This window comes from Pseudescherichia sp. L3, from assembly GCF_024656065.1.
GTDB lineage: Bacteria > Pseudomonadota > Gammaproteobacteria > Enterobacterales > Enterobacteriaceae > Pseudescherichia.
The window spans coordinates 2,279,155-2,304,413 of record NZ_JANKYC010000001.1 but is presented as its reverse complement, the minus strand read 5'-3'; the positions used below and the strand labels follow the sequence as shown (position 1 = coordinate 2,304,413).

The window sequence follows — 25,259 nt, the reverse complement described above, 5'->3', positions numbered from 1 at the left end:
AAGGACTGCGTGGAAATCTACGAGAACGAGCACGACCAGGTTGATGCGATTAAACGCTTCTTTGCCGAGAATGGCAAAGCACTGGCCGTTGGGGTTATTTTAGGCGTTGGCGCGCTGGTAGGCTGGCGTTACTGGACAAGCCATCAGGATGATTCCGTGCGCGAGTCCTCCTGGGCCTATGAAACTGCCATCTCTTCGCTGCGGGCAGATAAGCCAGAGACGCTGGCGGCCGCAGAGAAGTTTGCGGCTGATACGAAAAACACTTACGGTGCCTTTGCCTCCCTTGAGCTGGCCCAGCAGTTTGTAGAGAGCAACCAGCTGGATAAAGCCGCAGCGCAGCTGCAGCAGGGCCTGGCCGCCGCCAGTGATGAGAATCTCAAAGCGGTGATCAATCTGCGTCTGGCGCGCGTTCAGGTTCAGCTGAAGCAGCCTGACGCAGCGCTGAAAACCCTGGAGTCAATCAAGGGTGAAGGCTGGACGGCCATCGTAGCCGATCTGCGTGGTGAAGCCCTGCTCAGCAAGGGCGATAAGCAAGGTGCGCGCAGCGCGTGGGAAGCAGGCGCGAAAAGCGACGCTTCTCCAGCGCTGAGTGAAATGTTGCAGATGAAAATCAATAATTTGTCCATCTAAGAGGGACCCGATGCAATTGCGTAAATTACTTCTGCCAGGGCTGCTTTCGGTCACCTTGCTGAGTGGCTGTTCTCTGTTTAACGGTGAAGAGGACGTTGTCAAAATGTCTCCGCTGCCGACGGTAGAGAACCAGTTTGACCCGTCCACCGCGTGGAGCACCTCTGTCGGCGACGGCATTGGCGATTTCTACTCTAACCTGCACCCGGCGTTTGCCGACAGCGTGGTTTACGCTGCCGATCGTCATGGGACAGTGAAAGCCCTCAATGCTGATGACGGCAAAGAGGTGTGGTCTATCAGCCTGGCCGAGAAGAGCGGCTGGTTCTCAACCCGCCCGGCGCTGCTCTCTGGCGGCCTGACGGTAGCGGGCGGTCACGTCTACGTCGGCAGTGAAAAGGCGCAGGTCTATGCCCTGAACACCAACGATGGCTCCCAGGCCTGGAAGACCACCGCCGCCGGGGAAGTGCTTTCCCGTCCGGTCGTGAGCGATGGCCTGGTGCTGATCCATACCAGCAACGGCCAGCTGCAGGCGCTGAGCGAGAGCGATGGCGCAGTGAAGTGGACCGTTAACCTTGATATGCCAGCCCTGTCGCTGCGCGGTGAATCCGCTCCGGCTCCGGCCTTTGGTGCGGCGATTGTTGGCGGCGATAACGGCCGCGTCAGCGCGGTGATGCTGAAAGAGGGCCAGATGATCTGGCAGCAGCGTATCTCCCAGGCTACCGGCGCAACGGAGATCGATCGTCTGAGCGACGTTGATACAACGCCGGTTGTGGTGAACGGCGTGGTCTATACGCTGGCCTACAACGGTAACCTGACCGCGCTGGATCTGCGCAGCGGCCAGATTATGTGGAAACGTGAGCTGGGTTCGGTGAACGATTTCATTGTTGACGGCAACCGCATCTACCTGGTTGACCAGACCGATCGCGTATTGGCCCTGACAACTGACGGCGGCGTCACGCTCTGGACAAACAGCGACCTGCTGCACCGTAACCTGACCTCGCCAGCGTTGTATAATGGATCCATCGTGGTAGGTGATAGCGAAGGCTACATGCACTGGATCAACCCGGAAGATGGACGTTTCGTGGCACAGCAGAAAGTTGACAGCTCCGGTCTGCTGACCGAACCGGTTGTCGCCGATGGTAAACTGCTGATCCAGGCGAAAGACGGTACGCTCTACGCGATTACGCGTTAATTACGGCGGTCGTTAGCATTGAAAAACGGCTCCTGTTTCAGGGGCCGTTTTACTGTTTTTAATTTTTACTGATTTACCAGCGGCGCGAATTGGCGGCGTTGACAATGATTTTTTGAATGAGGCTTTAAACATGATTCCTGTGGTCGCGCTTGTCGGACGCCCGAACGTTGGCAAATCCACCCTTTTTAACCGCTTAACGCGTACTCGTGATGCGCTGGTAGCGGACTTCCCGGGGCTGACGCGCGACCGTAAATACGGTCGGGCCGAGGTCGAGGGCCGCGAGTTTATCTGTATCGATACCGGTGGTATTGACGGTACGGAAGATGGCGTTGAAACCCGTATGGCCGAGCAGTCACTGCTGGCGATTGAAGAGGCGGACGTGGTGCTGTTTATGGTGGATGCCCGTGCAGGCCTGATGCCTGCCGATGAGGCCATCGCCAAGCACCTGCGTTCGCGTGAAAAGCCGACCTTCCTGGTCGCCAACAAAACCGACGGTCTCGATCCCGATCAGGCTGTCCTTGACTTCTACTCCCTGGGTCTGGGCGAAATCCACCCGATTGCTGCCTCCCACGGACGCGGCGTGACCAGCCTGCTGGAGCACGTGCTGGTGCCGTGGATGCAGGAGGTCGATCCCCGTGAAGAGGAAGAGGTGGACGAAGACGCGGCCTACTGGGCGCAGTTTGAAGCCGAGCAGAACGGTGAAGAAGTTGAAGAGCCGGAAGATGACTTCAACCCGCTGGATCTGCCGATCAAGCTGGCGATCGTGGGTCGTCCTAACGTCGGTAAATCTACCCTGACCAACCGCATCCTCGGTGAAGATCGCGTGGTGGTGTACGATATGCCAGGCACCACCCGCGACAGCATCTACATCCCGATGCAGCGCGACGAGCGTGAATACGTGCTGATCGATACCGCAGGCGTGCGTAAGCGCGGCAAGATCACCGATACCGTAGAGAAGTTCTCGGTGATCAAAACCCTGCAGGCGATTGAAGACGCCAACGTGGTAATGCTGGTGATCGACGCCCGGGAAGGCATCTCCGATCAGGATCTCTCCCTGCTGGGCTTTATCCTCAACAGCGGTCGCTCGCTGGTGATCGTCGTCAACAAGTGGGACGGCCTGAGCAATGAAGTGAGAGAGCAGGTCAAAGAGACCCTCGATTTCCGTCTGGGCTTTATCGACTTTGCCCGCGTGCACTTTATCTCTGCTCTGCACGGCAGCGGCGTCGGTAACCTGTTTGAATCCGTTCGTGAAGCCTATGACAGCTCGACTCGTCGCCAGAGCACCGCGATGCTGACCCGCATCATGAACATGGCTGCGGAAGATCACCAGCCGCCGCTGGTACGCGGTCGCCGCGTGAAGCTGAAATACGCCCACGCCGGTGGTTACAACCCGCCAATCGTCGTGATCCACGGCAACCAGGTGAAAGACCTGCCGGACTCCTACAAGCGCTACCTGATGAACTACTTCCGCAAATCGCTGGACGTCATGGGTACGCCGATCCGTATCCAGTTCAAAGAGGGCGATAACCCGTTCGCTAACAAGCGCAACACCCTGACCCCGAACCAGATGCGTAAGCGTAAGCGTCTGATCAAGCATATCAAGAAAGGCAAGTAACAGGCCTGAGCGTAGCACCGCTATCTAGCCCGCATATTGCGGGCTTTTTTATTTTTCGGCCTTGCTCGCAGATAAACGTTTTGAGTGGTGAGATAGCACGCTTTCACTCGCAATATTTTCAGGGGAATGCGATCGTTGCAATCAATACCTATCTATTGTTAACGGCTTATAAAAGGAGACAAATCATGGCAGTGGCAACCCTGAACGATGTAGCAGACTATCTGCTGTGCTTTGCTCAAGAGCATGGAGATATCATTACACCGCTTAAATTGCAGAAAATGATATTTTATGCCGACGCATGGTATATGGCGTTGAATGATGGCGCTGAACTCGTGCCCGAACGTTTCGAAGCCTGGGTGCATGGTCCGGTCGCTAGAGATCTCTATGTCCGCTTTGCCCACTACAAATGGCAGCCTATCACTGCTGAAATACCGCGTCCGGACCTTCCTGCCCATATTACTAAACATCTGGATGAGATCTATCAGGTGTTCGGCGGCTATACCGCTTACGAGCTGGAGCAGTTAACGCATCAGGAGCAGCCTTGGATAAGCGCGCGAGGAGATTTAGCAGTCAGCGCTGTTTGTACTCATGTTCTGGATAAAAAAGAGACTGCGGAGTTTTATCGCAGCATGATGGAAGCTTAACAATGAACAGAGGGAAGGTTAAAGCGGGGAAGATCCTCTCTTCAGGCGCCAGGATTGTTGTAAGCAAGCCTAAAAACGCCCGATCGGCTTTAAGCTTCTCTTTTCAATATATTGATTCAGTCCATGCTAAGTTTGGCTTTGCAAAGCAGGGTGCCACCTATTTCTGCAAGGTGATCGAGCGACTTAAGGGTATATCGAGCCTTACCTTGTTGGAGTTCACAACTAATCGTAACGCAGCACTAAAGTCGCATTGCATAGATTGGGTAAGCACTTCTGAACCTGACGGATTCGCACTCTTGAACGAGCAGTTTCAGAGCTACACTCCCTACCAGTTTGCGGTATCCCGCAATGAATATGGCCGCATACATGGCTTTTTCATCGGTGATGTATTTCATGTTGTATGGCTCGACCCCGATCATCTGCTCTATTCTGCTCGCTAATACGCGTTTCTCGTCTATTCAAAACACAAATTTCCCTGTGCTATGTCAAACACTATTCGTTATTAGCCAACTTTAAATCTAAGAAAGTAGACAAACGTCGAGTTTTCATCTTAAAGTCCCGGGGTTGGTACTAGACAAAACTAGCGCCAGATTATCAAATAGTTAACAAACACTTTGCCGCATGTAAAAAAATCGGTCAGATACGTAACTGGCCGGCGTACTTCGCGGTGTTTACCTGCACAACGACATACCTTTCGGGAGAAATATGCAATCCTCTGTTAATCATCAAGAGAGCCGAACGTTCTTTGGCCATCCCTATCCGCTCGGCTCGCTGTTCTTCACCGAGATGTGGGAGCGTTTCTCGTTTTACGGCATTCGTCCGCTGCTGATCCTGTTTATGGCTGCCACGGTGTATGACGGCGGGATGGGACTGGCACGTGAGAATGCCTCCGCCATTGTCGGCATCTTTGCCGGTACTATGTACCTGGCCGCACTGCCGGGTGGCTGGCTAGCGGATAACTGGCTCGGCCAGCAGCGCGCGGTCTGGTACGGCTCGATCCTGATTGCCCTTGGCCACCTGTCGATTGCACTCTCTGCCTTTATGGGCGACAACCTGTTCTTTATTGGCCTGATGTTCATCGTGCTCGGCTCTGGTCTGTTCAAGACCTGTATCTCGGTGATGGTCGGCACCCTGTATAAAAAAGGTGATGCGCGTCGCGACGGCGGTTTCTCGCTGTTCTACATGGGCATCAACATGGGCTCCTTCATTGCGCCGCTGATCTCCGGCTGGCTGATTAAGAGCCATGGCTGGCACTGGGGCTTTGGTATCGGCGGCATCGGGATGCTGGTGGCGCTGATCATCTTCCGCGTATTTGCCGTTCCGGCCATGAAACGCTACGACAGCGAAGTCGGTCTGGACTCCACCTGGAACAGCCCGGTGGTGAAGAGAAAAGGCGTGGGCATGTGGCTGCTGGCGCTGGCGGTTGGCGTAGCGGTTATCGTAACGCTGATTGCACAGGGCGTGATTGTCATCAACCCGGTCGCGGTCGCCAGCGTGCTGGTGTACGTGATTGCGGCGTCGGTGGCGCTTTACTTCATCTACCTGTTTATCTTTGCTGGCCTGAACCGCAAAGAGCGCGCCCGCCTACTGGTCTGCTTTATCCTGCTGGTCTCCGCAGCATTCTTCTGGTCTGCGTTTGAGCAGAAGCCGACCTCGTTCAACCTGTTCGCCAACGACTATACCAATCGCATGATCGGTGATTTTGAAATCCCTGCCGTGTGGTTCCAGTCAATTAACGCCCTGTTCATTATTCTGCTGGCCCCGGTATTCAGCTGGGCGTGGCCGAAGCTGGCGAGCATGAACATTCGTCCGAGCAGTATCACCAAGTTCGTGATCGGTATTCTCTTTGCGGCGGCAGGCTTTGGCCTGATGATGCTGGCGGCACAGAACGTGTTGAATAGCGGCGGGGCAGGGGTGTCACCTTTCTGGCTGGTAGGCAGCATCCTGATGCTGACGCTCGGCGAGCTGTGCCTGAGCCCGATTGGTCTGGCGACCATGACCTTGCTGGCCCCGGAAAGAATGCGCGGCCAGATGATGGGACTGTGGTTCTGCGCGAGCGCGCTGGGTAACCTGGCGGCAGGCCTGATTGGCGGTCACGTCAAGGCCGACCAGCTTGATATGCTGCCGGATCTCTTTGCCCGCTGCTCCGTTGCCCTACTGATCTGCGCTGCCGTGCTGATCGTCCTTATTGTGCCGGTTCGCCGCATGCTGGCAAACGCCCAGGCTAAACCGGCCGCTAACGCCGGATAACACTTAACGTTGCCGGGGCAGATGCTATGCCCCGGTACTTATTGAGTAGGTTAAGCCAACCCTCGGCCCGGCGCTTAAAACTCTCGCGATATTGTCATATAGCCGTTATAGCGTACTGAGCACTCTTCATCATTCATCAATGCTGAGGAAATGAATACGTCTTTTTTGCCGTCATTATTAGTATAGGTGTAACGTACTATTAAATTCATTGCATGATTGCTGTGATAAATTTCGAAGTAATCATTTTCAGATAGACTGTTTCCGGTCGCGCTATCGGCTTTAGCCATCTGCCGAGCAAAGACTTCGGATACCGGAGTAATACTCAATATCTCCGTGACGATTTTACTGTTTGGTATGTTTGCCAGCTTAATCCCAAGATCGTTTTTAATGCTGACCTGTAACATACTTTCAGCGTAGTGGCCTGGAGCGGCGCATTCACTTCCGGGTAAACCCGCAGCATAACTCACCGTCGGCAGCACTATGATAATGAAAGGTACTAAAACTTTCATCGGATAACCTTTAATTCTGCATCAGCTTTCTTCAATGTATTAATCTTTAACGCAATTAGCTATTCATTAGCATTTATAAAGGTTTGTAGGTGTAATATGTTATGTAATAAAATTAACCAAAAGAGGTGGGGTGAATATATGACTCTTGATTATATTTTTGATGGATAATATGGCGGCTTACAAGCGGCACATCCTATGCAGTCACTTGCATTGTCCACAGGAGCATAAGAGCGTTATAATGAGTTAATTAAAATATTACAGGAGGCGTTATGCAACTGACCTGTCCTGATTGCGATAAACCGGTGGAGCTTGTTGGCACCCATGCACATTGCGAAAATTGTAATCGTGATGTGGCGTTAGAAGCCCGCTGCCCCGAGTGCCATCAGCCATTAGAGGTGCTTAAAGCCTGCGGGGCGGTGGACTACTTCTGCCAGCATGGCCATGGGCTGATCTCGAAAAAGCGCGTCGAGTTCGTCAGGTCTGACGCCTAGCCGCAAAATTTGCGCAATTGTCTCTTAGCACTTACGTTTTTAACTGCTCATAAAAAGAGAAACGTAATGAAAAGAGACGTGACGTTAGGAGTCACCGGCTTTGCTTTGATCGCCGTAACCTATGGGATGGCGAGATTTTCATGGGGGATCATGCTGCCCGATATTCGGCAGGCGATCCCTTTCACACCAGAAGTCGCTGGGTTAATTGCTGCCTGCAGCTACGTAGCCTATTGCTTATCTGTCTTTATCGCGTCCTTTTTGACCAGCCGCTTCGGCCCCCGCGTCACGGCAATATTGGCTGCCATGGTGGCCGCCGCTGGGTTGCTCATCATGGCTTTTGCGGCTGCGCCGCTCTGGCTGGCGCTCGGCCTGTTTGTTGCTGGTATGAGCTCTGGACTGGCCTCTCCCTCCCTGGCGGGTGCCGTCAACGATGCCGTTGCCGATGAACGGCAGACGCAGATGAATACAACGATTAACGCCGGAACAAGCGGGGGCATCATCCTGTCTGTCCCCATTCTTTTTTTCATACCTGGCGGATGGCGCGTCTCCTGCATGGTTTTCGCTTTACTGGCGCTGATATGCCTGGTCGCTGCGTGGCGTACTCTTCCTAAGCACGTGTCTAAACCCACAGAGGGATCGCCGCACTGGCGCGCACTTTTTCGCAAGCCGGGCATGTTGCGGTTGTTAGTCATTGCTTTTGTCAGCGGTACAGCCAGCGCGGCATGGTGGAGCTTTGGGCCTGAGTTACTTCAGCAGTACACCAGGGTAGATAGCGCGATGACAAACATCCTGTGGCTAGTGAGCGGTGGTGCAGGCGTCCTCGCCGTGTTTACCGGCAGCGTGGCGAGACGTATCGGCATGCGCGGCGTTTACTGGGGATCGCAGCTCTTTATGGCCGCGTCTTTGGCCGCGCTGGCGGTGAGCCACGGTTTTAACGGGTGGCTTTTTCCGGTGGTGGCGATGAGCGGCGCGGGGTATGTCATTTTGTCCGGCGTGCTGCTGGTGCAGGGGGCGGAGATTGCGCAACCTTCGCCCGCGGCGGGCGTCAGTATGGCTTTCCTGATGCTGGCCGCAGGGCAGGTAGTAGGCTCAGTGGTCTTTGGCCAGCTCTATGGCGCGATCGGTGCAACTGGCGCACTGGCTATTTTTTCCGGCCTGTCATGGATAATGCTTGCCGTTACGCCTGACAGACATCATCAGGCGAACTAGCGTCAGGTCAGGTTTTTTTACGTGCCCGCGTTTTTTTAGCGGCGGTCACGCCCTTCACTTCACTCTCCACCCAGCCATCAACCAGGCGGGTGGTAAGCACATCCCCGGCTTTTACCTGTTTGGTTTGCTTCAGCACGTTGCCATCCGTTGCGGTGGTCACGCTGTAGCCGCGTGCCAGGGTAGCCAGTGGGCTCACGGCGTCGAGATGGGTCATGGCGTTGCCAAAGCGTTCCCGGGTAGCGCTAAGCCTGGCGCTCATCAGCTGGGCCAGACGGTACTCTAACTGCTGCACCCGGTTCTGAGCGCGGTGAATACGCGGCTGGGGAGAGTGCTGGTTTAGCCGCTGGGTCATCCGCTGCTGGCGCTGACCTGAACGCTTAAGCTGATTATCCATCGCGTAGGTCATCCGCTGGCGCAGTCGCTCAAGCACGGTTTGCTGACGCGCCAGCCTCAGCTGCGGGTGCTGCTGTTGCAGTCGGTGCTCCAGCTGAGTAAAGCGACGGGTGCGGTTAGCGAGGTAGTAATCCATCGCCATCTCCAGCCGCTGCTGGCCGCTTTGCAGCTGACGCAGCAGTTCAAGCTGGTTGCGGCTGACCATCTCTGCGGCGGCGGACGGGGTCGGCGCACGCAGGTCGGCTACAAAGTCGGCGATGGTAACATCGGTTTCATGGCCGACGGCGCTGACGATAGGGATCTGGCTGGCGAAAATCGCCCGCGCTACGCGCTCGTCGTTGAAGCTCCAGAGATCCTCCAGCGAGCCGCCGCCGCGCCCGACGATCAGCACATCACACTCCTTGCGGCTGTTCGCCAGCGCAATGGCGCGAACGATCTGCCCCGGGGCATCTTCGCCCTGAACGGCGGTAGGGTAGATCACCACCGGCAGGGAGGGATCGCGACGTTTAAGCACGTGCAGAATATCGTGCAGCGCGGCCCCGGTTTTCGAGGTGATCACCCCTACGCAGTGGGCGGGGGAGGGAAGCGGCTGCTTGCTCTGCTGATCGAACAGTCCCTCTGCCGCCAGCTTCGCCTTGAGCTGCTCGTACTTCTGTTGGAGCAGGCCTTCCCCTGCGGGCTGCATGCTTTCGACGATGATCTGATACTCGCCGCGCGGCTCGTAGAGCGTAATGCTGGCGCGGACCAGAACCTGCTGTCCGTGCTGGGGACGAAAGGTCACCCGACGGTTGCTGTTGCGGAACATTGCACAGCGAACCTGGGCGGTATCATCCTTCAGCGTGAAGTACCAGTGACCGGAGGCTGGCTGGGTAAAGTTTGAGATCTCACCGCTGATCCAGACCTGGCCAACTTCTCTTTCCAGCAGCAGGCGCACCGTCTGATTCAGGCGGCTAACGGTAAAAATTGCGGGGGATTGCATCGATGACATGTGAGCCAGATCAAATTTTAAATCAGAAGGTTAATTAATCGATAGTAACCCGATGGGCCGCAATCGCAACTATTTTTCCAAAAAAGTGTAGATGCAATCGGTTACGCTCTGTATAATGCCACGGCAATATTTAACCACCCGGTCAGAGATATTGCCCATGCTACGTATCGCTAAAGAAGCCCTGACGTTTGACGACGTCCTCCTCGTTCCCGCTCATTCTACCGTTCTGCCGAATACTGCCGACCTCAGCACCCAGTTAACCAAAACCATTCGCCTGAATATTCCTATGCTCTCCGCAGCAATGGACACCGTGACGGAAGCACGCCTGGCTATCGCCCTGGCGCAGGAAGGTGGCATCGGTTTTATCCATAAAAACATGTCCATTGAGCGTCAGGCGGAAGAAGTACGCCGCGTGAAGAAACATGAGTCCGGCATCGTATCCGACCCACAGACCGTTCTGCCGACCACCACCCTGCACGAAGTGAAAGCGCTGACCGAGCGTAACGGCTTTGCCGGTTACCCGGTAGTGACGGAAAACTATGAGCTGGTCGGTATTATTACTGGTCGTGACGTGCGTTTCGTGACTGACCTGAACCAGCCGGTAAGCGTGTACATGACGCCGAAAGAGCGCCTGGTTACCGTGCGCGAAGGCGAAACCCGTGACGTCGTGCTGGCTAAAATGCATGAAAAACGCGTTGAGAAGGCGCTAGTGGTGGATGATAGCTTCCATCTGCGCGGCATGATCACCGTAAAAGATTTCCAGAAAGCCGAACGTAAACCGAACGCCTGTAAAGACGAGCATGGCCGTCTGCGCGTGGGCGCTGCGGTAGGCGCGGGCGCGGGCAACGAAGAGCGCGTCGATGCGCTGGTTGCCGCTGGCGTTGACGTGCTGCTGATTGACTCCTCTCACGGCCACTCCGAAGGCGTACTGCAGCGTATTCGTGAGACGCGTGCGAAATACCCTGACCTGCAGATCATCGGCGGCAACGTAGCGACCGGTGCAGGCGCGCGTGCCCTGGCCGACGCTGGCGTCAGCGCGGTGAAAGTGGGTATCGGCCCTGGCTCTATCTGTACTACCCGTATCGTGACCGGCGTGGGCGTTCCGCAGATCACCGCCGTCTCCGACGCGGTTGAAGCCCTTGAAGGCACCGGCATTCCGGTTATCGCCGACGGCGGCATCCGCTTCTCCGGCGATATCGCTAAAGCGATTGCCGCAGGCGCAGCGGCGGTGATGGTGGGCTCCATGCTGGCCGGTACCGAAGAGTCTCCGGGTGAGATCGAACTCTTCCAGGGCCGCTCTTACAAATCCTACCGTGGTATGGGCTCGCTGGGCGCGATGTCCAAAGGCTCCTCCGATCGCTACTTCCAGACCGATAACGCTGCTGACAAACTGGTGCCGGAAGGTATCGAAGGCCGCGTAGCGTACAAAGGCTACCTGAAAGAGATCATTCACCAGCAGATGGGCGGCCTGCGCTCCTGTATGGGTCTGACCGGCTGTGGTACTATCGACGCGCTGCGTACGCAGGCTGAATTTGTACGCATCAGCGGGGCGGGCATTCAGGAGAGCCACGTTCACGACGTGACCATCACTAAAGAGTCCCCGAACTACCGCATGGGTTCCTGATTTAATTTGTAGGCCGGGTGGGCGTAACGCTGCCCGGCACTTATTTTCTCTATCTGCTTCTGCCTCGGAACAATCGTCAATGACCGACAATATTCATAAGCATCGTATTCTTATCCTCGACTTTGGTTCGCAGTATACCCAGCTTGTTGCCCGCCGCGTGCGTGAGCTGGGCGTCTACTGTGAGCTGTGGGCCTGGGACGTCACCGAAGCTCAAATCCGTGAGTTCAACCCGAACGGGATCATCCTGTCCGGCGGCCCGGAGAGCACCACTGAAAACAACAGCCCGCGCGCGCCGCAGTATGTATTTGAGGCAGGCGTACCGGTATTCGGCGTTTGCTACGGTATGCAAACGATGGCGATGCAGCTTGGCGGCCACGTTGAAGGCTCCAACGAGCGTGAGTTTGGCTATGCTCAGGTTGAAGTGAAGACTCAGAGCGCGCTGGTGCGCGGTATTGAGGACTCCCTGAGCGCAGAGGGCAACCCGCTGCTGGACGTGTGGATGAGCCACGGCGACAAAGTTACCGCTATACCGGAAGGCTTCGTAACCGTTGCCAGCACCGAGACCTGCCCGTTCGCCATTATGGCTAACGAAGAGAAGCGCTTCTACGGCGTGCAGTTCCACCCGGAAGTGACCCACACCCGTCAGGGCCTGCGTATGCTGGAGCGTTTCGTGCGCGACATCTGCGAGTGTGAAGCCCTCTGGACCCCGGCTAAGATTATCGACGACGCTATCGAGCGTATCCGCCAGCAGGTTGGTAATGACAAGGTGATCCTTGGCCTCTCCGGCGGCGTGGACTCCTCCGTGACCGCGATGCTGCTGCACCGCGCCATTGGCGAGCGTCTGACCTGCGTATTCGTCGATAACGGCCTGCTGCGCCTGAACGAAGCCGAGCAGGTGATGGATATGTTCGGCGACCACTTCGGCCTGAACATTGTTCACGTTGAAGGCGAGCAGCGTTTCCTCGACGCGCTGGCGGGTGAGAACGATCCGGAAGCGAAACGTAAAATCATCGGCCGCGTCTTTGTTGAAGTGTTTGATGAAGAGGCGCTGAAGCTGGAAGACGTTAAGTGGCTGGCGCAGGGCACGATCTACCCTGACGTTATAGAATCCGCTGCGTCTGCGACCGGTAAAGCACACGTCATCAAATCTCACCACAACGTGGGTGGCCTGCCGAAAGAGATGAAGATGGGTCTGGTTGAACCGCTACGTGAGCTGTTCAAAGACGAAGTGCGTAAGATTGGTCTTGAGCTGGGCCTGCCGTACGACATGCTCTACCGTCACCCGTTCCCGGGTCCGGGTCTGGGCGTCCGCGTGCTGGGCGAAGTGAAGAAAGAGTACTGCGACCTGCTGCGCCGCGCTGACGCTATCTTCATTGAAGAGCTGCGTAAAGCTGATCTGTATAACAAAGTTAGCCAGGCCTTCACCGTGTTCCTGCCGGTACGCTCGGTAGGCGTAATGGGCGACGGCCGTAAGTACGACTGGGTTGTCTCCCTGCGCGCGGTTGAAACCATCGACTTTATGACCGCACACTGGGCGCACCTGCCGTACGATTTCTTAGGCCGCGTCTCTAACCGCATAATTAATGAGGTTAATGGCATTTCGCGTGTGGTCTATGACATCAGCGGAAAGCCACCGGCTACGATTGAGTGGGAATAACCGCTTGTTAAGTGTTGTTATCCGCTAAGTATTCTAAGCCCGCTTTAATGCGGGCTTTGTTTTACTGTCTTGCCGCTTTTATCCTGAATGAAAACATCGTCATCAATGGCTAGCGTTATCTCTCCATTCCTGAGTTGAGAAATAACCATAGCGATGTCTTTATCAATGCAGTTATTGGGCGGCGATACGCTGTTAAAGCATATCCTGTCCTTCATCTCTTCCTTTTTAAAGCCATCGCCAAAGTCATAGATGTAAACACTAGGCTGCTCATTAGGCTCGGTGAAATCAAGTTTATACTGTGATGACAGCAGGCTTTTGTTATCAAGCCACCAGCTCAGTTTGCTTTTAGCAGAGTAGGGGAGTCCTTTCACCGCAATCAATACCGTGTTTGGGGTTTTGTCTACCGCCATCACTTCAACGGAAGCAGGTTTATTAACAAAGAAAAACCCCAGGGCTAAAACTGCTATGATAATGACTAAGATACTGCTTTTTTTCATTACTCAATCCTTTAAGAGGATGCTTGATTATATTTTTGGGGGAAATGGTTTCAAATTAAATTATCTAAATTTTGTATGATTAACGGAAATTTTAAATTATCACCAATCGCCAGAAGTGTGTAAAAGGACTGATAATGAAACTTGTAAGTTGGCCAGGTAAAACACTTGTTTGGTTCCTTGCCCATGCGTTAGAGGGAACTATAACAGTAGCGATGAGTTTTGTGGCTCTTTATTCACTATTTGTTTTCGATAATATTGCCATGAAGGTCGCGGGTTTTGTCGGGTCATTTGCTATTGCTTACATTGCGAGTTATTTATTAGGGATGGTCAGAGGTGAACACAGGCGATAGGTTTTTAACATCTATTCGTGATGTGAGTAGTTTAATAGCAGATTAGCGAGCAATCTAAGCTTAGAATAGCCCACCTCAACGGATCAAGCCCTCTGCTCTTACAGAGGGTTTCCCTATCACCTTACCGATCTTTGCTTCTGTAACGGCTGCGCGTCAACGTATAGAGCAGGCTAGGCGGCGCGTCTTTTACATCGTGGATCTCCCTGACAAACGTCAGTCCGCACTTGGTTAACACCTTTTGTGACGCGGTATGATTTTTCCTCACCACTGCCGAAACCTCATCAAGGTTAAACGTATCGAAACCGTAGTGCAGCGCTGCACTGGCGAACTCGGTGGCGAAACCCTGTCCCCACGCCTCTACCGCCAGGCGATAGCCCAAATTGTTGATCGCGAACGTGTCGTATTGCACGATGCGTATTCCACCAAAGCCAACGATCTCATCAGGTTTGTCGAGTCGGGAGACTGCCCAGTTGCCGAACCCGTGGGTCTGCCAGTGCTCAAGCCAGCCGTCCAACACCGTGCGGGAATGAGCGATATCCGGATGCGGCCCGGCCGGATTAAATTGATTTGTCGCCGGGTCGCCGTAGATACGAAACAGATGGTTGAGATCGGAAGGCCTTACCTGGCGCAGAATGAGTCGTTCAGAGTGCAGCTGCATTTTATCTCCTGTTATTTTAATCATTTTTATTCCAGTGACTTACTGATAATGCCCGAAGCGCGCAGCGTTTGATACATGACGATGGCGATTGCCAGGGCGGCGATGACCACCGTTAGCGCCAGTGAGAAGGCCAGTGCGCCCTGGATGCCCAGCGCCCGATCGAGCCATGCATAGGCAAAGGGCGATGCGGCAGCCATCAGCTGCGCCGGAATCAACAGGACGCCCGTCCGCCGGGCATAATCCTCTGCGGCGAACAGCTGAAGCGGCAGCGTCGCTTTAACAATCGTCATCAGGCCATTGATCGCGCCGTACCCGAACACAAACCCTGCGGCCGAGCTGGCAAACAGAGATCCGCTCAGACCGAGCAGGAAGCAGAGCGGCATGGCCAGAGCGGTAACCAGCGTCAACCTGAGCGGGGTGAGACGTGCGCCCGCAACGACCTCCATAAACCGCGCTCCCGTTTGGCCGATTCCCCACAGCATGCCCGCAGCGACCGGTAGCCCAGCACTGGCGATAAATTCCGGCAAGTGTGTCGATGTACCGTTAGAGACAAAGGTGATAAGAGCAATAAAAGCGGCAAACAGCCAGCCGCTGCGACGGTCTTGGGCAGTGCCGGTTTTCGGCGTTAAGGCAGCGGTCATGGTCATCGGCTGGTTGGGCAGCGGGCGGATCAGCGCGGCGCTGAGCAGGCCGAACAGCGCATAGATCAGCAGCACCTCACGCCAGCTCATGATGGCTAACAGCGACTCACCAAGCGGCCAGAAAACAGCGGATGCCAGTCCACCCGCCAGCGTCACCTGGGAAATCGTGCGTCGGGCATGCTGTCCGTAGAGGGTGATGAGTGCAGCAAACAGCGCGTCATAAAGCGACAGGCGCATACCGATACCCATGATAAGCCAGGCGCTATACCAGCCCGCAAGCGAGTGCGTGCAGGCCATGGCGGCGCAGCTTAGCGCTATCATCAGCGTGCCAATAGTTACAACATGCTTTCCGTCCAGTCTGGTTAGCAGCCTGGCGACAAAGGGGGATACCAGCGCCATGACCAGCATCGCCAGCGTCAGGCCGAGATAGATCTGCGGCTGCGTCCAGTGGGTATCGCGGGCGATAGCATGGGCAAACGTGCCGGGCATATAGAACGATATACCCCAGTTAATCAGCTGATTACAGCCAGCGAAGAGAGGGATAAAGCGAGGTATCGCGCGCGAAGTCATTATTTTTCATTCCGTTAGGCAGTTGTCCTGAGCATACCGTGCGCGGTATGGTTCAGGCAGGCCTCAACGTTTATCACCTCTATAAGAGAAACTTTGCATGACGACGCTAAACCTGGGAAATCTGGCGACCTTTCGGCTGGTTGTACAGCGGGGCAGTTTTTCTGCCGCGGCAAACGTGCTTGGCCTCTCCCAGCCTGCGGTAAGCCTACAAATTCGCCAGCTTGAGCAGTTTCTTCAGGCACGGTTGATCGAGCGAACCGGGCGAGGCGTTAAGGCGACCGCCGCTGGCGTAGCGTTGCTGGCCCACGGCGAGCGGATTGGTCAGGCTGTGGACGAAGCGATACGTTCGGTTAGCGCGTTTAGTCATGAAGTCAGCGGCACGGTTACGCTCGGTACGGGGGCGACGGCGTGCATTCACCTTTTGCCACCGCTATTGCAGCGGCTGCGGCTAGACTATCCGCTGCTGCAGGTAGGCGTTACGACCGGAAATACGCCCAGCATTGTCCAGGCGGTAGAGGAAAATCGCCTCGATCTGGGGCTGGTTACGCTACCCGCCAGCGGACGAACGCTGGATATCACGCCGTTTCTCAACGAAGAGTTTGTTTTTATCGAAGCGCTGGCGCAACCGCACCCGGCGGGATCGTTAACGCCCGAGGTGCTACATGCGCTGCCGCTAATCGCCTTTGAGAACGGAAGCAGTACGCGCACGCTTATTGACGGCTGGTTTGCAACAGCCGGGCTGCCGACGATACCTGTGATGCAGCTTGGCAGTATCGAAGCGATCAAGCGCATGGTTAGCGCCGGGCTGGGATATAGCATTGTTCCGCAGATGTCAGTGGCTCACCCAAACGATCGTAAGGCGCTAAACGTGCGTTCACTGAATCCACTTTTGCAGCGCCAGCTGGCGATAGTCATCCGTCAGGATAAGATCCTGAGCAGAGGCATAGGGGCGATCATTCAAATGCTGCAAAAGAAAAGCGAGTTAATTTAGCGTCTTATTTACCGGCGTCTCAACGGAGAGAGAGGACTGCTGTGACTGGGCTTTATCCTGATGATGGTACCAGGCACCGATAGAGGAGTAGACGAAGCGTCCGAAGAAGAAGAAAAAGCTGATAAGCAATACGATACGGGTCATGCGACTGTCAAATCGCTGTCGTTTTCGCATACTGTGTGACTGGCTCACAAGAGGTTCCTAAGGGTTAACCCGACGGGCGGGCGATTGCTGTATTAATGCACAGAGCGCAGCGCAGATCAATCGGTCGTTATGTAAAATTTCGTCAAAGAAAGCATTTACTAAAGCAATAATAATGAAATAATAGTAAAGCGCATGAATTATTAACAAAAATTGCGCGAAGAAGAGATGGCAATATTTGTAAGGCACTCGGTTCCTTGATCCTGGTCAATTGCAGCCGCTTTTGCGGCACTAAACTCTTCACAAATAGCACAGTCTGACCGACTCTATAATCTTCATGGTTAGCCTGGAACCCCGCCTGAAATCGATTTCAGCACGCTGGGTTTTACACTGAACATCGATGAGCTACGCGAAAATTTATACTCTCTATAAAGCTAAATGGTGGGCGTTGCCGCTCGTCTTGCCTTTCCTGCTGCTGCCCCTTGCCCACATGGTCGATACCTTTACCTGGGTCTCGGATGGCAGCATGGTGCTCTATTACCTGCCGCTATCGCTCCTGTTAAGCTTGATGCTTTTCTACGGCTGGGCAGCGCTGCCCGGCATTGTGCTCTCGCTGGCCTGGCACTACTATCCGCAGACCAGCGCCCCAGAGACGTTGCTCAAAATCGTCCATTTTATGGTGCCCATCATCGTAAGCTGGGGCGGCTACCGGATCTTCGTCACCCGGCGACATAACGTCTCCTACGGCAATGCGCAGCTCACCGCGCAGCGTATGTTCTGGCAGGTCGTCTGCCCGGCTACGCTGTTCCTGCTGATCTTCCATACCATCGCCTGGCTTGGCCTGTATGACAAATATCTGGCCCTGGCCGGAGTAACGCCGTTTAGCCTGCGCACGCTGATTAACTATCAGGCGCTGCTGGTGAGCGGCCTGACCGGAACGCCGTTCTGCTATCTGCTGATCAGGGTGCTCCACCATCCGCGCCACATAAAAGGATACCTCTCTCGCCTGCGCCGGGATTTTGATCCCAAGGTGACCCGGCTGGAGGTGGTCGCCTGGTTTGCCGTCATTGCACTGCTGATGCTGCTGATGCTCTCCCCGTGGGATGAAAATACCGGCATCTTCACCACTAACTATACGCTGTCGCTGCTGCTGCCGGTGATGCTATGGGGGTCGATGCGCTATGGCTACCGCCTGATGTCTATCGTCTGGACGCCGTTTATGATGGTAAGCATTCACTACTTCTACCGTTATACGCCGGTCTCGCCGCGCTACGAAATCCAGCTGACGATCCTCTCCTCCAGCTACCTGGTGTTCTCGTTTATCATCGCCTGGATGTCGATGCTGGCAACGCGCCAGCGGCTGATGCACGAGCGGGTGAGCCGCCTGGCGTGGCTAGACCCGGTCCTCAATATGCCCAACCTGCGGGCGCTCAACCGCGCTCTGGCGGATACCCCCTGGTCGGTGCTCTGCTTTTTACGCATCCCCGATCTGGAGCTGCTGGGAAGGCACTACGGTATTATGCTGCGCATCCAGTACAAGCAGATGCTGTCCGAGTGGCTAATGCAGAAGCTGCAACGCAATGAGTGTGTGTATCATCTGTCGGGGTATGACGTCGTTATCCGGCTAAATACCGAATCCTATGCGCTGCGTATCGCCGAGCTGGATAAGCTCATCAAGCAGTTCCGCTTCGCCTGGGATGGCATGCCGCTGCAGCCGCAGGTCGGCATGAGCTACTGCTACGTGCGTTCGCCGGTAGCGCATCTCTATCTGCTGTTGGGCGAGCTGAGCACCACGGCGGATCTCTCCCTGGAAACCCAACGTCCAGAAAGCCTGCAGCATCGCGGGTCGGTCAACCTACAGCGCAGCCTGAAAGGTAAGGTGGAGATGATGAACCGCCTGCAACGGGCGCTGGAGGAGGACCGGTTCCGCCTGATGGCCCAGCCAATCGTCGGCGTGCGCGGTGACGGCTACCACGAGATCCTGCTGCGGATGCTTGATGACGATGACGAGCTCATCAGCCCGGATGCGTTCCTGCCAGTGGCTCATGAGTTTGGCCTTTCGTCACGCATCGACCTGTGGGTCATTGAACACACCCTGCGCTTTATGGCGCACTATCGCGAAACTGAGCCGGGGGCGCGCTTCTCCATCAATCTGTCGCCAGCGTCCGTCTGTCGGAGCAATTTTGTCCGTGAGGTCGCCAGACTGCTTGAGCGCTATAACATTGAGGCCTGGCAGCTTATTTTTGAGGTCACGGAGAGTAACTCGTTGACCAATATTAACCAGGCAAACCAGACCCTGGGCCATCTGCAACAACTAGGCTGCCGGGTCGCCATAGACGACTTCGGTACCGGCTATGCCAGCTATGCGCGCCTGAAAAACATTAACGCCGATATTTTGAAGATCGACGGCAGCTTTATTCGCAACCTGACGTCAAACAGCCTCGACTACCAGATTGTGGCCTCTATCTGCCATCTGGCACGGATGAAAAAGATGCGGGTGGTGGCAGAGTACGTCGAAACGGAGGAGGTGCGTAGCGCGGCCCTTTCGCTGGGGATTGACTATCTGCAAGGGTTCTTGATTGGTAAACCCGCGCCGCTTGAGGCGCTGGCGGGAGACGCTCAGGCACTGTCACAGCGTGCCTGAGCATGAGAGGGGCAGGGCGGTGCGGCTCAGGCCGCGACGCCGGAGGAGTGCTCCTCTTCGATCTTCAGCAGCCAGCCGGTGACTGCCCCCCAGTAATCCTGCTCTTTCTCCAGGTCCAGCAGCACCAGCGCGTTCTGGGAGAACCAGTCGCGGGGGAAGCTGAGGGTCCAGTGGTTATCGTCGGTGGTCAGACGCAGAGTCGGTGGGGTGGTGGTCGCCTGGCGCTGGTTGTTCAGCAGCACGCCGAGGCGCAGGAGCTGGATCAGCGGTAAAAAGTGCTTCTTCTTGAACAGGGTAAAGCGCGGCAGGTCGTCGAGCTTGATCCCTTTGCGGTGGAAGCGCACCAGGGTCGCCATCATCAGCTGCTGCTCCTGGTTAAAGCCAGGCAGGTCGCTGTTCTGCAGGATATAGGCCGAGTGGCGGTGCATCCCGCTGTGGTTGATGTTCAGCCCAACCTCGTGCAGCATCGCCGCCCACTTCAGCAGCGCCGCCAGCTGCGGATTTGCCAGCTTCGGATTCTGCGCTTCCCACTGCTCGTACATGTGGGTCGTGGTCTCCAGCACGCGGCGAGCCTGCTCCCGGTCAATGTTATACTGGTTGGCAAGGCTCTGCGCCGTACGGCTGCGGATATCCTGATGGCGGAAACGGCCCTCCATCTCATACAGTACCCCTTCACGCAGCGCGCCGTCGGAGAGACGCAGCTCGCGAATGGCCAGCGCGTCAAATACGCCGCACAAAATCGCCAGGCCCGGCACGAAGACCGCCTTGCGCTCGTCGGAGAGCCCCGGCAGGTTCAGCTCGTCAAAGCTGTTATGTTTCAGCACCTCGGTAACCAGTTTGTCCAGCCGTTCAGGAGTGATGAAACCATCTTTCTCGCCCATCGCCAGCAGCACTTCATGGGCGGCTTTAATGCTGCCCGATGCGCCCAGCGCCACGTTCCAGCCCTGAATACGATACTGCCAGGTCAGGCTCTCCAGCTTCTGCACTGCCGCCATGCGCGCGCGATGGAAGTTCTCCCGGTTAATGATGCGGCCGCGGAAATAGGTTTGCGCAAAGCTGACGCAGCCCATCCGGCGGCTCTCTACCAGGATAGGTTGAAAATCCTCGCCGATCACCAGTTCCGTAGAGCCACCGCCGATATCAATCACCAGCTTGCGGCCTTTTTCCGGCTGCGTGTGCTCAACGCCCATAAAGATCAGGCGGGCCTCTTCGTTGCCGGAGATGATCTCAATCGGATAGGGGATGACCTGCTCCGCACGCTTGAGGAAATCAGCGGCGTTAGCGGCCTGACGCAGGGTATGCGTGCCAACAATGCAGACGTTAGCCGGGTCAAAGCCCTGCAGGCGTTCGGCAAACAGAGACAGGCAGCTCAGGCCGCGCTCAATCGCCTCTTCGCTCAGGACGCTGTTCTCATCCAGGCCGTCGGCCAGATGCACGCGTTGCTTCAGGCGGCCAATGATCTGCATGGCGCCATCCACCACACGGGCAATGACCATGTGGAAACTGTTCGAACCGAGATCGACCGCAGCAAACTCCTGCGGCCGTGGGGTATTGTCATTTATCGGCATAGATTAGTCTGGTTGTTCGAGTGATTTGATATAGTCGTAAATCGCCAGCTGAGCGCGAACCTTGCGGCGATTGCCCCGTTGCACATAGCGATTGCTCAATTCCTTGTCGATATACCGCGCCTTCACGGTATCGCTGAACAGAAGCTCAATGATGTCCAGCACGCGTTGCTTAAGGCGCGGATCGAGCAGCGGGGCCGCAACCTCAATGCGATAGTCAATATTACGCGTCATCCAGTCGGCAGACGAGAGATAAACCTGCTTATCGCCGCCGTTTTCGAAAATATAGATGCGATCGTGTTCGAGATAGCGGTCCACGATGCTGATCACCCGAATGTTATCGCTCAGCCCTTCGAGCTCAGGGATCAGCGAGCACATGCCGCGCACCAGCAGATTAACCGGCACGCCGGAGCCGGATGCGGCATACAGCCGATCCACCAGGCCTTTGTCCACCAGGTTATTAAGCTTGAGGGTGATCCCCGACGGCTGACCGTTTTGCGCATTGGCGATCTCGCGGTCGATCATATCGTACAGCAGGCGGCGCGAGTTTTGCGGCGACACCAGCAGGTACTCAAAGTGGACTGGTCGGTAGGGGTTCTCGATAAAGTTAAACACCCGGCGCACTTCGTTAGTGATGCGTGCGTCGGCGGTAAGCAGAGAGTAGTCAGTATAGAGCCGGGCGGTTTTCTCGTTAAAGTTACCGGTCCCGATGTGAGCGTAGCGCACCACCTCTTCACCCTCTTTACGCGAGATAAGGAACAGCTTGGCGTGAATTTTCAGCCCCGGCGCGGAGAAGATCACGTGCGCCCCGGCCTCGGTCAGGCGCCTTGCCCAGTGGATGTTGGCCTCTTCATCGAAGCGCGCCTGCAGCTCCACCACCACGGTCACTTTCTTGCCGTTGTGTGCGGCGTGGATCATCGCATCGATGATGCGAGAATCTTTCGCTACGCGGTAGATGTTGATCTTGATCGCCAGCACGTTAGGGTCGAAGGAAGCCTGGCGCAGCAGCTCCAGCACGTGCTCAAAGGTATGGTACGGATAGTAGAGCAGCACGTCCCGCTCGCGAATAGCGTCGAAGCCGTTGCGGAAGTTATCGAACCACACATGGCGCAGGCGCGGCAGCGGCTTGTTCACCAGGTTGGCTTTGCCCACGTTCGGGAAGCTGATGAAGTCTTTAAAGTTGTGGTAGCGGCCACCGGGCACAGTAGAGTCATAGCGGGAGATGGTGAGCTTGTCGCGCAGCATCTCAACCATGGCCTCCGGCATATCGCGCTGGTAGACAAAACGCACCGGCTCGGCGGTAAGGCGCTGCTTGAGGCTGGAGGACATTAGCTCCATCAGGCTCGACTCCATCTCGTGCACCAGGTCGTACTCGGCGTCACGGGTCATCTTCATCGAGTAGGCGTTCAGCGCATCGTAGTCGAAGAAGCCGTAGAAGATATCGTCCAGACAGTAGCGCAGGATGTTATCCAGGAGGATCATTGGCTTACGGCGGCGCGGCGTCTCTGGCGGCAGGTTAACAAAGCGCGGCACCTTATCCGACGGGATCTCCAGCAGCGCGTAGCGAATGCTCTCCCCGCGAATAATCTCTACCGCCAGATAGGTGTAGTCATCTTTCAGGAACTGCACCAGGTCGGTTTCGCGGTTGATCAGGATCGGCGTGATGTGCTGGCGCAGATAGTGTTTAAAGTAGTGGCGTAGCCAGGTTTGCTGGTTCTCAGAGAGCTGGCGCTCGTTGATCAAGAAGATCTGGTTACGGGCCATCTCCAGCAGCAGGTCGTTGTACAGGCCGTTAAACTCCTGATCGGCTTTCAGGACGCGGGTCTGGATCTTACCAAGCAGGTGTCGGGAGTGGGCGTTGGAGCCTTGCTCTTCGCTGATGATGATCCGGCGCTTAAGCTCAGCAAAACGCACCTTGTAGAACTCATCAAGGTTATTGGAGTAGATGCCCAGAAAACGCATTCGCTCAATAAGAGGGTTGCTCTTGTCGGCGGCTTCCTGAAGCACGCGTTCGTTAAACGCTAACCAGCTTAATTCTTTTTCGATGTATAGCTTTTCCTGACCCATTACAACTCACACTCCGGTTCAATCTCGGGACGTGGCAAATCCATCTCAGCCTTTATTATGGTGAGAATTACCACAGCTTGTCCAATTGTGACAGATAAGTATGACAGTAATCTGATAATACGGAGGTTATTGCCGGACGGTGCAGGCTGTCCGGCAACAGAAGGCCTACTCGGCGGCGTGCCCTTGCGGAGGGAGCTGAACGCCATCGAGCCATGCGGCACCCTCGCGCATTGCCAGACGGCCATCAATAAACCAGCTCACCACCAGAGGGTAGATCGCGTGCTCCTGGGTCTGGACGCGATCGGTGACGTCCTCTTCACCATCGCCAGGAAATACCGGCACTTTGGCTTGCAGGATCACCGGTCCGCCGTCCAGCTCGTCGGTAACAAAATGCACGGAGGTGCCGTGCTCTTCGTCGCCGTTGGCCAGCGCCTGACGGTGGGTATGCAGGCCGGGATATTTCGGCAGCAGGGAGGGGTGGATGTTCAGCAGGCGGCCCTGATAGTGGGCAACAAACTCGGGGCTGAGAATGCGCATATAGCCTGCCAGCACCACCAGATCCGGGGCGTAGGCGTCGATCTCCATCATCAGCTCACGGTCAAATGCTTCACGGCTGGCAAACTGGTCGGCCGTAATGGCGTGGGCCGCAATATCGGCCTCACGCGCACGTTGCAGGCCGAACGCGTCGGCCTTGTTACTGAATACCGCACGGACAGTGGCGTTAATTCTCTTTTGCGCGCAGGCGTCAATAATTGCCTGCAAATTGCTTCCGTTACCGGAAATGAGCACCACTATGTTTTTCATTCGATGACCACGCGCTCGCTGGAATCAGAGGCTTTAATCATACCAATTTTCCATGCCTTTTCACCTTTCGCGTTCATCAGCTCAATCGCCTTATCTGCATCCTGGGCAGAGAGCGCGATCACCATGCCGACGCCGCAGTTAAAGGTGCGGTACATCTCGTGCTGGCTGACGTTGCCTGCCTGCTGCAGCCAGTTGAAGACGGAGGGCCACTGCCAGCTGGATTCGTCAATCACCGCCTGGGTGTTGTCCGGCAGCACGCGCGGAATGTTCTCCCAGAAGCCGCCGCCGGTAAGGTGGGCGATGGCATGCACGTCAACGTTAGCAATCAGCTCAAGAATGTTTTTCACGTAGATGCGGGTCGGGGCCAGGAGGTGATCCGCCAGCGATTTACCGTCGAGCTGGGTCGTTTCCGGATCGCAGCCGCTCACCTCAACGATTTTACGCACCAGCGAGTAGCCGTTAGAGTGCGGGCCGCTGGAGCCAAGGGCAATCAGCACGTCGCCGTCAGTGACTTTGGAGCCGTCGATGATTTCCGATTTCTCAACCACGCCCACGCAGAAGCCCGCGACGTCATAATCTTCGCCATGGTACATGCCCGGCATCTCAGCGGTTTCGCCGCCCACCAGCGCACAGCCGGACTGCAGACAGCCTTCCGCGATGCCGCCGATCACGCTGGCAGCGGTGTCGACGTCCAGCTTGCCGGTGGCGTAGTAGTCGAGGAAGAAGAGCGGCTCAGCGCCCTGAACCACCAGGTCATTAACGCACATGGCCACCAGATCGATGCCGATAGCGTCATGACGCTTGAGATCCATCGCCAGGCGCAGCTTGGTGCCCACGCCGTCAGTACCGGAAACCAGCACCGGCTCACGATATTTTTGCGGCAGCGCGCACAGCGCACCGAAGCCACCCAGTCCACCCATCACTTCCGGGCGGCGGGTTTTCTTCACTACGCCTTTGATTCGGTCAACCAGTGCATTACCTGCGTCAATATCAACACCGGCATCTTTGTAGCTGAGAGAGGTTTTATCGGTCACTGCTTGGATCCCCACATGGCGATAGAAATAAAATTCGGCGCAATTCTAACAGTCAAGGCAAACGTTTGCGAGTCCATTATTCATGGCTCTCAGAGATC

General features: G+C 55.8%; 23 protein-coding genes. 13 read left to right on the top strand and 10 right to left on the bottom strand.

Translation table 11 applies throughout. From position 1 onward, the window contains the following. Positions 1–9 precede the first annotated feature (9 nt). The 6 genes from NR795_RS11185 to NR795_RS11160 all read left to right on the top strand — a co-directional run bounded on the left by NR795_RS11185 (position 10) and on the right by NR795_RS11160 (position 6,328). Positions 10–630 carry a YfgM family protein gene (locus NR795_RS11185; protein ID WP_144818164.1) on the top strand — a complete coding sequence of 207 codons (621 nt, stop codon included), beginning with the start codon at positions 10–12 and terminating at the stop codon, positions 628–630. Between the two features lie 10 nt (positions 631–640). Further along, positions 641–1,819: an outer membrane protein assembly factor BamB gene (bamB, locus tag NR795_RS11180; protein ID WP_144818165.1), complete on the top strand. Its 1,179-nt coding sequence runs from the start codon at positions 641–643 to the stop codon at positions 1,817–1,819. A 130-nt stretch (positions 1,820–1,949) separates the two neighbouring features. Continuing rightward, a complete protein-coding gene (gene der / locus NR795_RS11175) occupies positions 1,950–3,434 on the top strand; it encodes a ribosome biogenesis GTPase Der (RefSeq protein WP_144818166.1) in 1,485 nt (494 codons plus the stop codon). Between the two features lie 185 nt (positions 3,435–3,619). Next, on the top strand, positions 3,620–4,078 hold the full coding sequence (locus NR795_RS11170) for a Panacea domain-containing protein (protein WP_144818167.1): 459 nt from the start codon (positions 3,620–3,622) through the stop codon (positions 4,076–4,078). Positions 4,079–4,080: 2 nt separating this feature from the next. Further along, complete coding sequence (locus NR795_RS11165) at positions 4,081–4,518, top strand: hypothetical protein (protein ID WP_257758219.1); 438 nt, start codon at positions 4,081–4,083, stop codon at positions 4,516–4,518. A 265-nt stretch (positions 4,519–4,783) separates the two neighbouring features. Further along, positions 4,784–6,328 carry a peptide MFS transporter gene (locus NR795_RS11160; RefSeq protein WP_144818168.1) on the top strand — a complete coding sequence of 515 codons (1,545 nt, stop codon included), beginning with the start codon at positions 4,784–4,786 and terminating at the stop codon, positions 6,326–6,328. A gap of 74 nt (positions 6,329–6,402) precedes the next feature. Here NR795_RS11160 and NR795_RS11155 read toward each other — a convergent pair whose 3' ends face one another. After that, positions 6,403–6,837 (bottom strand): Shiga toxin A subunit, encoded by a 435-nt coding sequence (locus NR795_RS11155; RefSeq protein WP_144818169.1) that lies wholly within the window; start codon positions 6,835–6,837, stop codon positions 6,403–6,405. Positions 6,838–7,106: 269 nt separating this feature from the next. Here NR795_RS11155 and NR795_RS11150 point away from each other — a divergent pair, with 269 nt between their 5' ends. Both NR795_RS11150 and NR795_RS11145 read left to right on the top strand, forming a co-directional pair. Then, entirely contained in the window at positions 7,107–7,328 is a 222-nt protein-coding gene (locus NR795_RS11150) for a zinc ribbon domain-containing protein (RefSeq protein ID WP_144818171.1), read from the top strand. A 66-nt stretch (positions 7,329–7,394) separates the two neighbouring features. Then, positions 7,395–8,537, top strand: a complete 1,143-nt coding sequence (locus NR795_RS11145; protein ID WP_257758218.1) for an MFS transporter — start codon at positions 7,395–7,397, stop codon at positions 8,535–8,537. 7 nt (positions 8,538–8,544) lie between these two features. On the opposite strand, the gene xseA is transcribed toward NR795_RS11145, so the two are convergent. Then, positions 8,545–9,918: an exodeoxyribonuclease VII large subunit gene (gene xseA, locus NR795_RS11140; RefSeq protein ID WP_257758217.1), complete on the bottom strand. Its 1,374-nt coding sequence runs from the start codon at positions 9,916–9,918 to the stop codon at positions 8,545–8,547. 157 nt (positions 9,919–10,075) lie between these two features. Here xseA and guaB point away from each other — a divergent pair, with 157 nt between their 5' ends. Further along, on the top strand, positions 10,076–11,542 hold the full coding sequence (guaB, locus tag NR795_RS11135) for an IMP dehydrogenase (protein WP_144818174.1): 1,467 nt from the start codon (positions 10,076–10,078) through the stop codon (positions 11,540–11,542). A 79-nt stretch (positions 11,543–11,621) separates the two neighbouring features. Further along, positions 11,622–13,199 carry a glutamine-hydrolyzing GMP synthase gene (gene guaA / locus NR795_RS11130; RefSeq protein WP_144818175.1) on the top strand — a complete coding sequence of 526 codons (1,578 nt, stop codon included), beginning with the start codon at positions 11,622–11,624 and terminating at the stop codon, positions 13,197–13,199. Between the two features lie 44 nt (positions 13,200–13,243). Here the strand turns inward: guaA and NR795_RS11125 are convergent, their stop codons facing one another. Beyond that, positions 13,244–13,696 carry a DUF943 family protein gene (locus tag NR795_RS11125; RefSeq protein WP_257758216.1) on the bottom strand — a complete coding sequence of 151 codons (453 nt, stop codon included), beginning with the start codon at positions 13,694–13,696 and terminating at the stop codon, positions 13,244–13,246. A 134-nt stretch (positions 13,697–13,830) separates the two neighbouring features. Between NR795_RS11125 and NR795_RS11120 the strand changes: the two genes are divergently transcribed. Then, the gene (locus NR795_RS11120; protein ID WP_257758215.1) at positions 13,831–14,046 is read left to right on the top strand and encodes a hypothetical protein; all 216 of its coding nucleotides are present in this window, start codon (positions 13,831–13,833) and stop codon (positions 14,044–14,046) included. 121 nt (positions 14,047–14,167) lie between these two features. Here the strand turns inward: NR795_RS11120 and NR795_RS11115 are convergent, their stop codons facing one another. Together NR795_RS11115 and NR795_RS11110 are read right to left on the bottom strand one after the other, a co-directional pair. After that, positions 14,168–14,704 carry a GNAT family N-acetyltransferase gene (locus NR795_RS11115; RefSeq protein ID WP_257758297.1) on the bottom strand — a complete coding sequence of 179 codons (537 nt, stop codon included), beginning with the start codon at positions 14,702–14,704 and terminating at the stop codon, positions 14,168–14,170. 26 nt (positions 14,705–14,730) lie between these two features. After that, the gene (locus NR795_RS11110; RefSeq protein ID WP_257758214.1) at positions 14,731–15,915 is read right to left on the bottom strand and encodes an MFS transporter; all 1,185 of its coding nucleotides are present in this window, start codon (positions 15,913–15,915) and stop codon (positions 14,731–14,733) included. A 97-nt stretch (positions 15,916–16,012) separates the two neighbouring features. Here NR795_RS11110 and NR795_RS11105 point away from each other — a divergent pair, with 97 nt between their 5' ends. Further along, entirely contained in the window at positions 16,013–16,906 is an 894-nt protein-coding gene (locus tag NR795_RS11105) for a LysR family transcriptional regulator (RefSeq protein ID WP_257758213.1), read from the top strand. On the opposite strand, the gene NR795_RS11100 is transcribed toward NR795_RS11105, so the two are convergent. After that, positions 16,898–17,098 (bottom strand): YfgG family protein, encoded by a 201-nt coding sequence (locus tag NR795_RS11100; protein ID WP_072015186.1) that lies wholly within the window; start codon positions 17,096–17,098, stop codon positions 16,898–16,900. The genes NR795_RS11105 and NR795_RS11100 overlap by 9 nt on opposite strands. 349 nt (positions 17,099–17,447) lie before the next feature. Here NR795_RS11100 and NR795_RS11095 point away from each other — a divergent pair, with 349 nt between their 5' ends. Then, positions 17,448–19,691: an EAL domain-containing protein gene (locus NR795_RS11095; protein ID WP_144818185.1), complete on the top strand. Its 2,244-nt coding sequence runs from the start codon at positions 17,448–17,450 to the stop codon at positions 19,689–19,691. A 26-nt stretch (positions 19,692–19,717) separates the two neighbouring features. Here NR795_RS11095 and ppx read toward each other — a convergent pair whose 3' ends face one another. The 4 genes from ppx to purM form a co-directional block, all read right to left on the bottom strand. Next, the gene (gene ppx, locus NR795_RS11090) at positions 19,718–21,259 is read right to left on the bottom strand and encodes an exopolyphosphatase (RefSeq protein ID WP_144818186.1); all 1,542 of its coding nucleotides are present in this window, start codon (positions 21,257–21,259) and stop codon (positions 19,718–19,720) included. Positions 21,260–21,262: 3 nt separating this feature from the next. Further along, entirely contained in the window at positions 21,263–23,323 is a 2,061-nt protein-coding gene (gene ppk1, locus NR795_RS11085) for a polyphosphate kinase 1 (RefSeq protein WP_144818187.1), read from the bottom strand. Positions 23,324–23,488: 165 nt separating this feature from the next. Continuing rightward, positions 23,489–24,127: a phosphoribosylglycinamide formyltransferase gene (purN, locus tag NR795_RS11080; RefSeq protein ID WP_042389318.1), complete on the bottom strand. Its 639-nt coding sequence runs from the start codon at positions 24,125–24,127 to the stop codon at positions 23,489–23,491. Beyond that, on the bottom strand, positions 24,124–25,161 hold the full coding sequence (gene purM / locus NR795_RS11075) for a phosphoribosylformylglycinamidine cyclo-ligase (protein WP_222888474.1): 1,038 nt from the start codon (positions 25,159–25,161) through the stop codon (positions 24,124–24,126). Before purM ends, purN begins: the two co-directional genes overlap by 4 nt. Positions 25,162–25,259 lie beyond the last annotated feature (98 nt).

Excerpts from the sequence above, each read along its gene's own strand:
- NR795_RS11165 (WP_257758219.1), top strand. The coding sequence starts at position 4,081 with ATGAACAGAGGGAAGGTTAAAGCGGGGAAGATCCTCTCTTCAGGCGCC.
- NR795_RS11110 (WP_257758214.1), bottom strand. The coding sequence starts at position 15,915 with ATGACTTCGCGCGCGATACCTCGCTTTATCCCTCTCTTCGCTGGCTGT.
- der (WP_144818166.1), top strand. The coding sequence starts at position 1,950 with ATGATTCCTGTGGTCGCGCTTGTCGGACGCCCGAACGTTGGCAAATCC.
- NR795_RS11160 (WP_144818168.1), top strand. The coding sequence starts at position 4,784 with ATGCAATCCTCTGTTAATCATCAAGAGAGCCGAACGTTCTTTGGCCAT.
- xseA (WP_257758217.1), bottom strand. The coding sequence starts at position 9,918 with ATGTCATCGATGCAATCCCCCGCAATTTTTACCGTTAGCCGCCTGAAT.
- guaB (WP_144818174.1), top strand. The coding sequence starts at position 10,076 with ATGCTACGTATCGCTAAAGAAGCCCTGACGTTTGACGACGTCCTCCTC.
- ppk1 (WP_144818187.1), bottom strand. The coding sequence starts at position 23,323 with ATGGGTCAGGAAAAGCTATACATCGAAAAAGAATTAAGCTGGTTAGCG.
- NR795_RS11105 (WP_257758213.1), top strand. The coding sequence starts at position 16,013 with ATGACGACGCTAAACCTGGGAAATCTGGCGACCTTTCGGCTGGTTGTA.
- NR795_RS11120 (WP_257758215.1), top strand. The coding sequence starts at position 13,831 with ATGAAACTTGTAAGTTGGCCAGGTAAAACACTTGTTTGGTTCCTTGCC.
- NR795_RS11150 (WP_144818171.1), top strand. The coding sequence starts at position 7,107 with ATGCAACTGACCTGTCCTGATTGCGATAAACCGGTGGAGCTTGTTGGC.
- NR795_RS11095 (WP_144818185.1), top strand. The coding sequence starts at position 17,448 with ATGAGCTACGCGAAAATTTATACTCTCTATAAAGCTAAATGGTGGGCG.
- NR795_RS11170 (WP_144818167.1), top strand. The coding sequence starts at position 3,620 with ATGGCAGTGGCAACCCTGAACGATGTAGCAGACTATCTGCTGTGCTTT.
- bamB (WP_144818165.1), top strand. The coding sequence starts at position 641 with ATGCAATTGCGTAAATTACTTCTGCCAGGGCTGCTTTCGGTCACCTTG.
- NR795_RS11155 (WP_144818169.1), bottom strand. The coding sequence starts at position 6,837 with ATGAAAGTTTTAGTACCTTTCATTATCATAGTGCTGCCGACGGTGAGT.
- purN (WP_042389318.1), bottom strand. The coding sequence starts at position 24,127 with ATGAAAAACATAGTGGTGCTCATTTCCGGTAACGGAAGCAATTTGCAG.
- NR795_RS11145 (WP_257758218.1), top strand. The coding sequence starts at position 7,395 with ATGAAAAGAGACGTGACGTTAGGAGTCACCGGCTTTGCTTTGATCGCC.
- ppx (WP_144818186.1), bottom strand. The coding sequence starts at position 21,259 with ATGCCGATAAATGACAATACCCCACGGCCGCAGGAGTTTGCTGCGGTC.
- guaA (WP_144818175.1), top strand. The coding sequence starts at position 11,622 with ATGACCGACAATATTCATAAGCATCGTATTCTTATCCTCGACTTTGGT.
- NR795_RS11125 (WP_257758216.1), bottom strand. The coding sequence starts at position 13,696 with ATGAAAAAAAGCAGTATCTTAGTCATTATCATAGCAGTTTTAGCCCTG.
- NR795_RS11115 (WP_257758297.1), bottom strand. The coding sequence starts at position 14,704 with ATGCAGCTGCACTCTGAACGACTCATTCTGCGCCAGGTAAGGCCTTCC.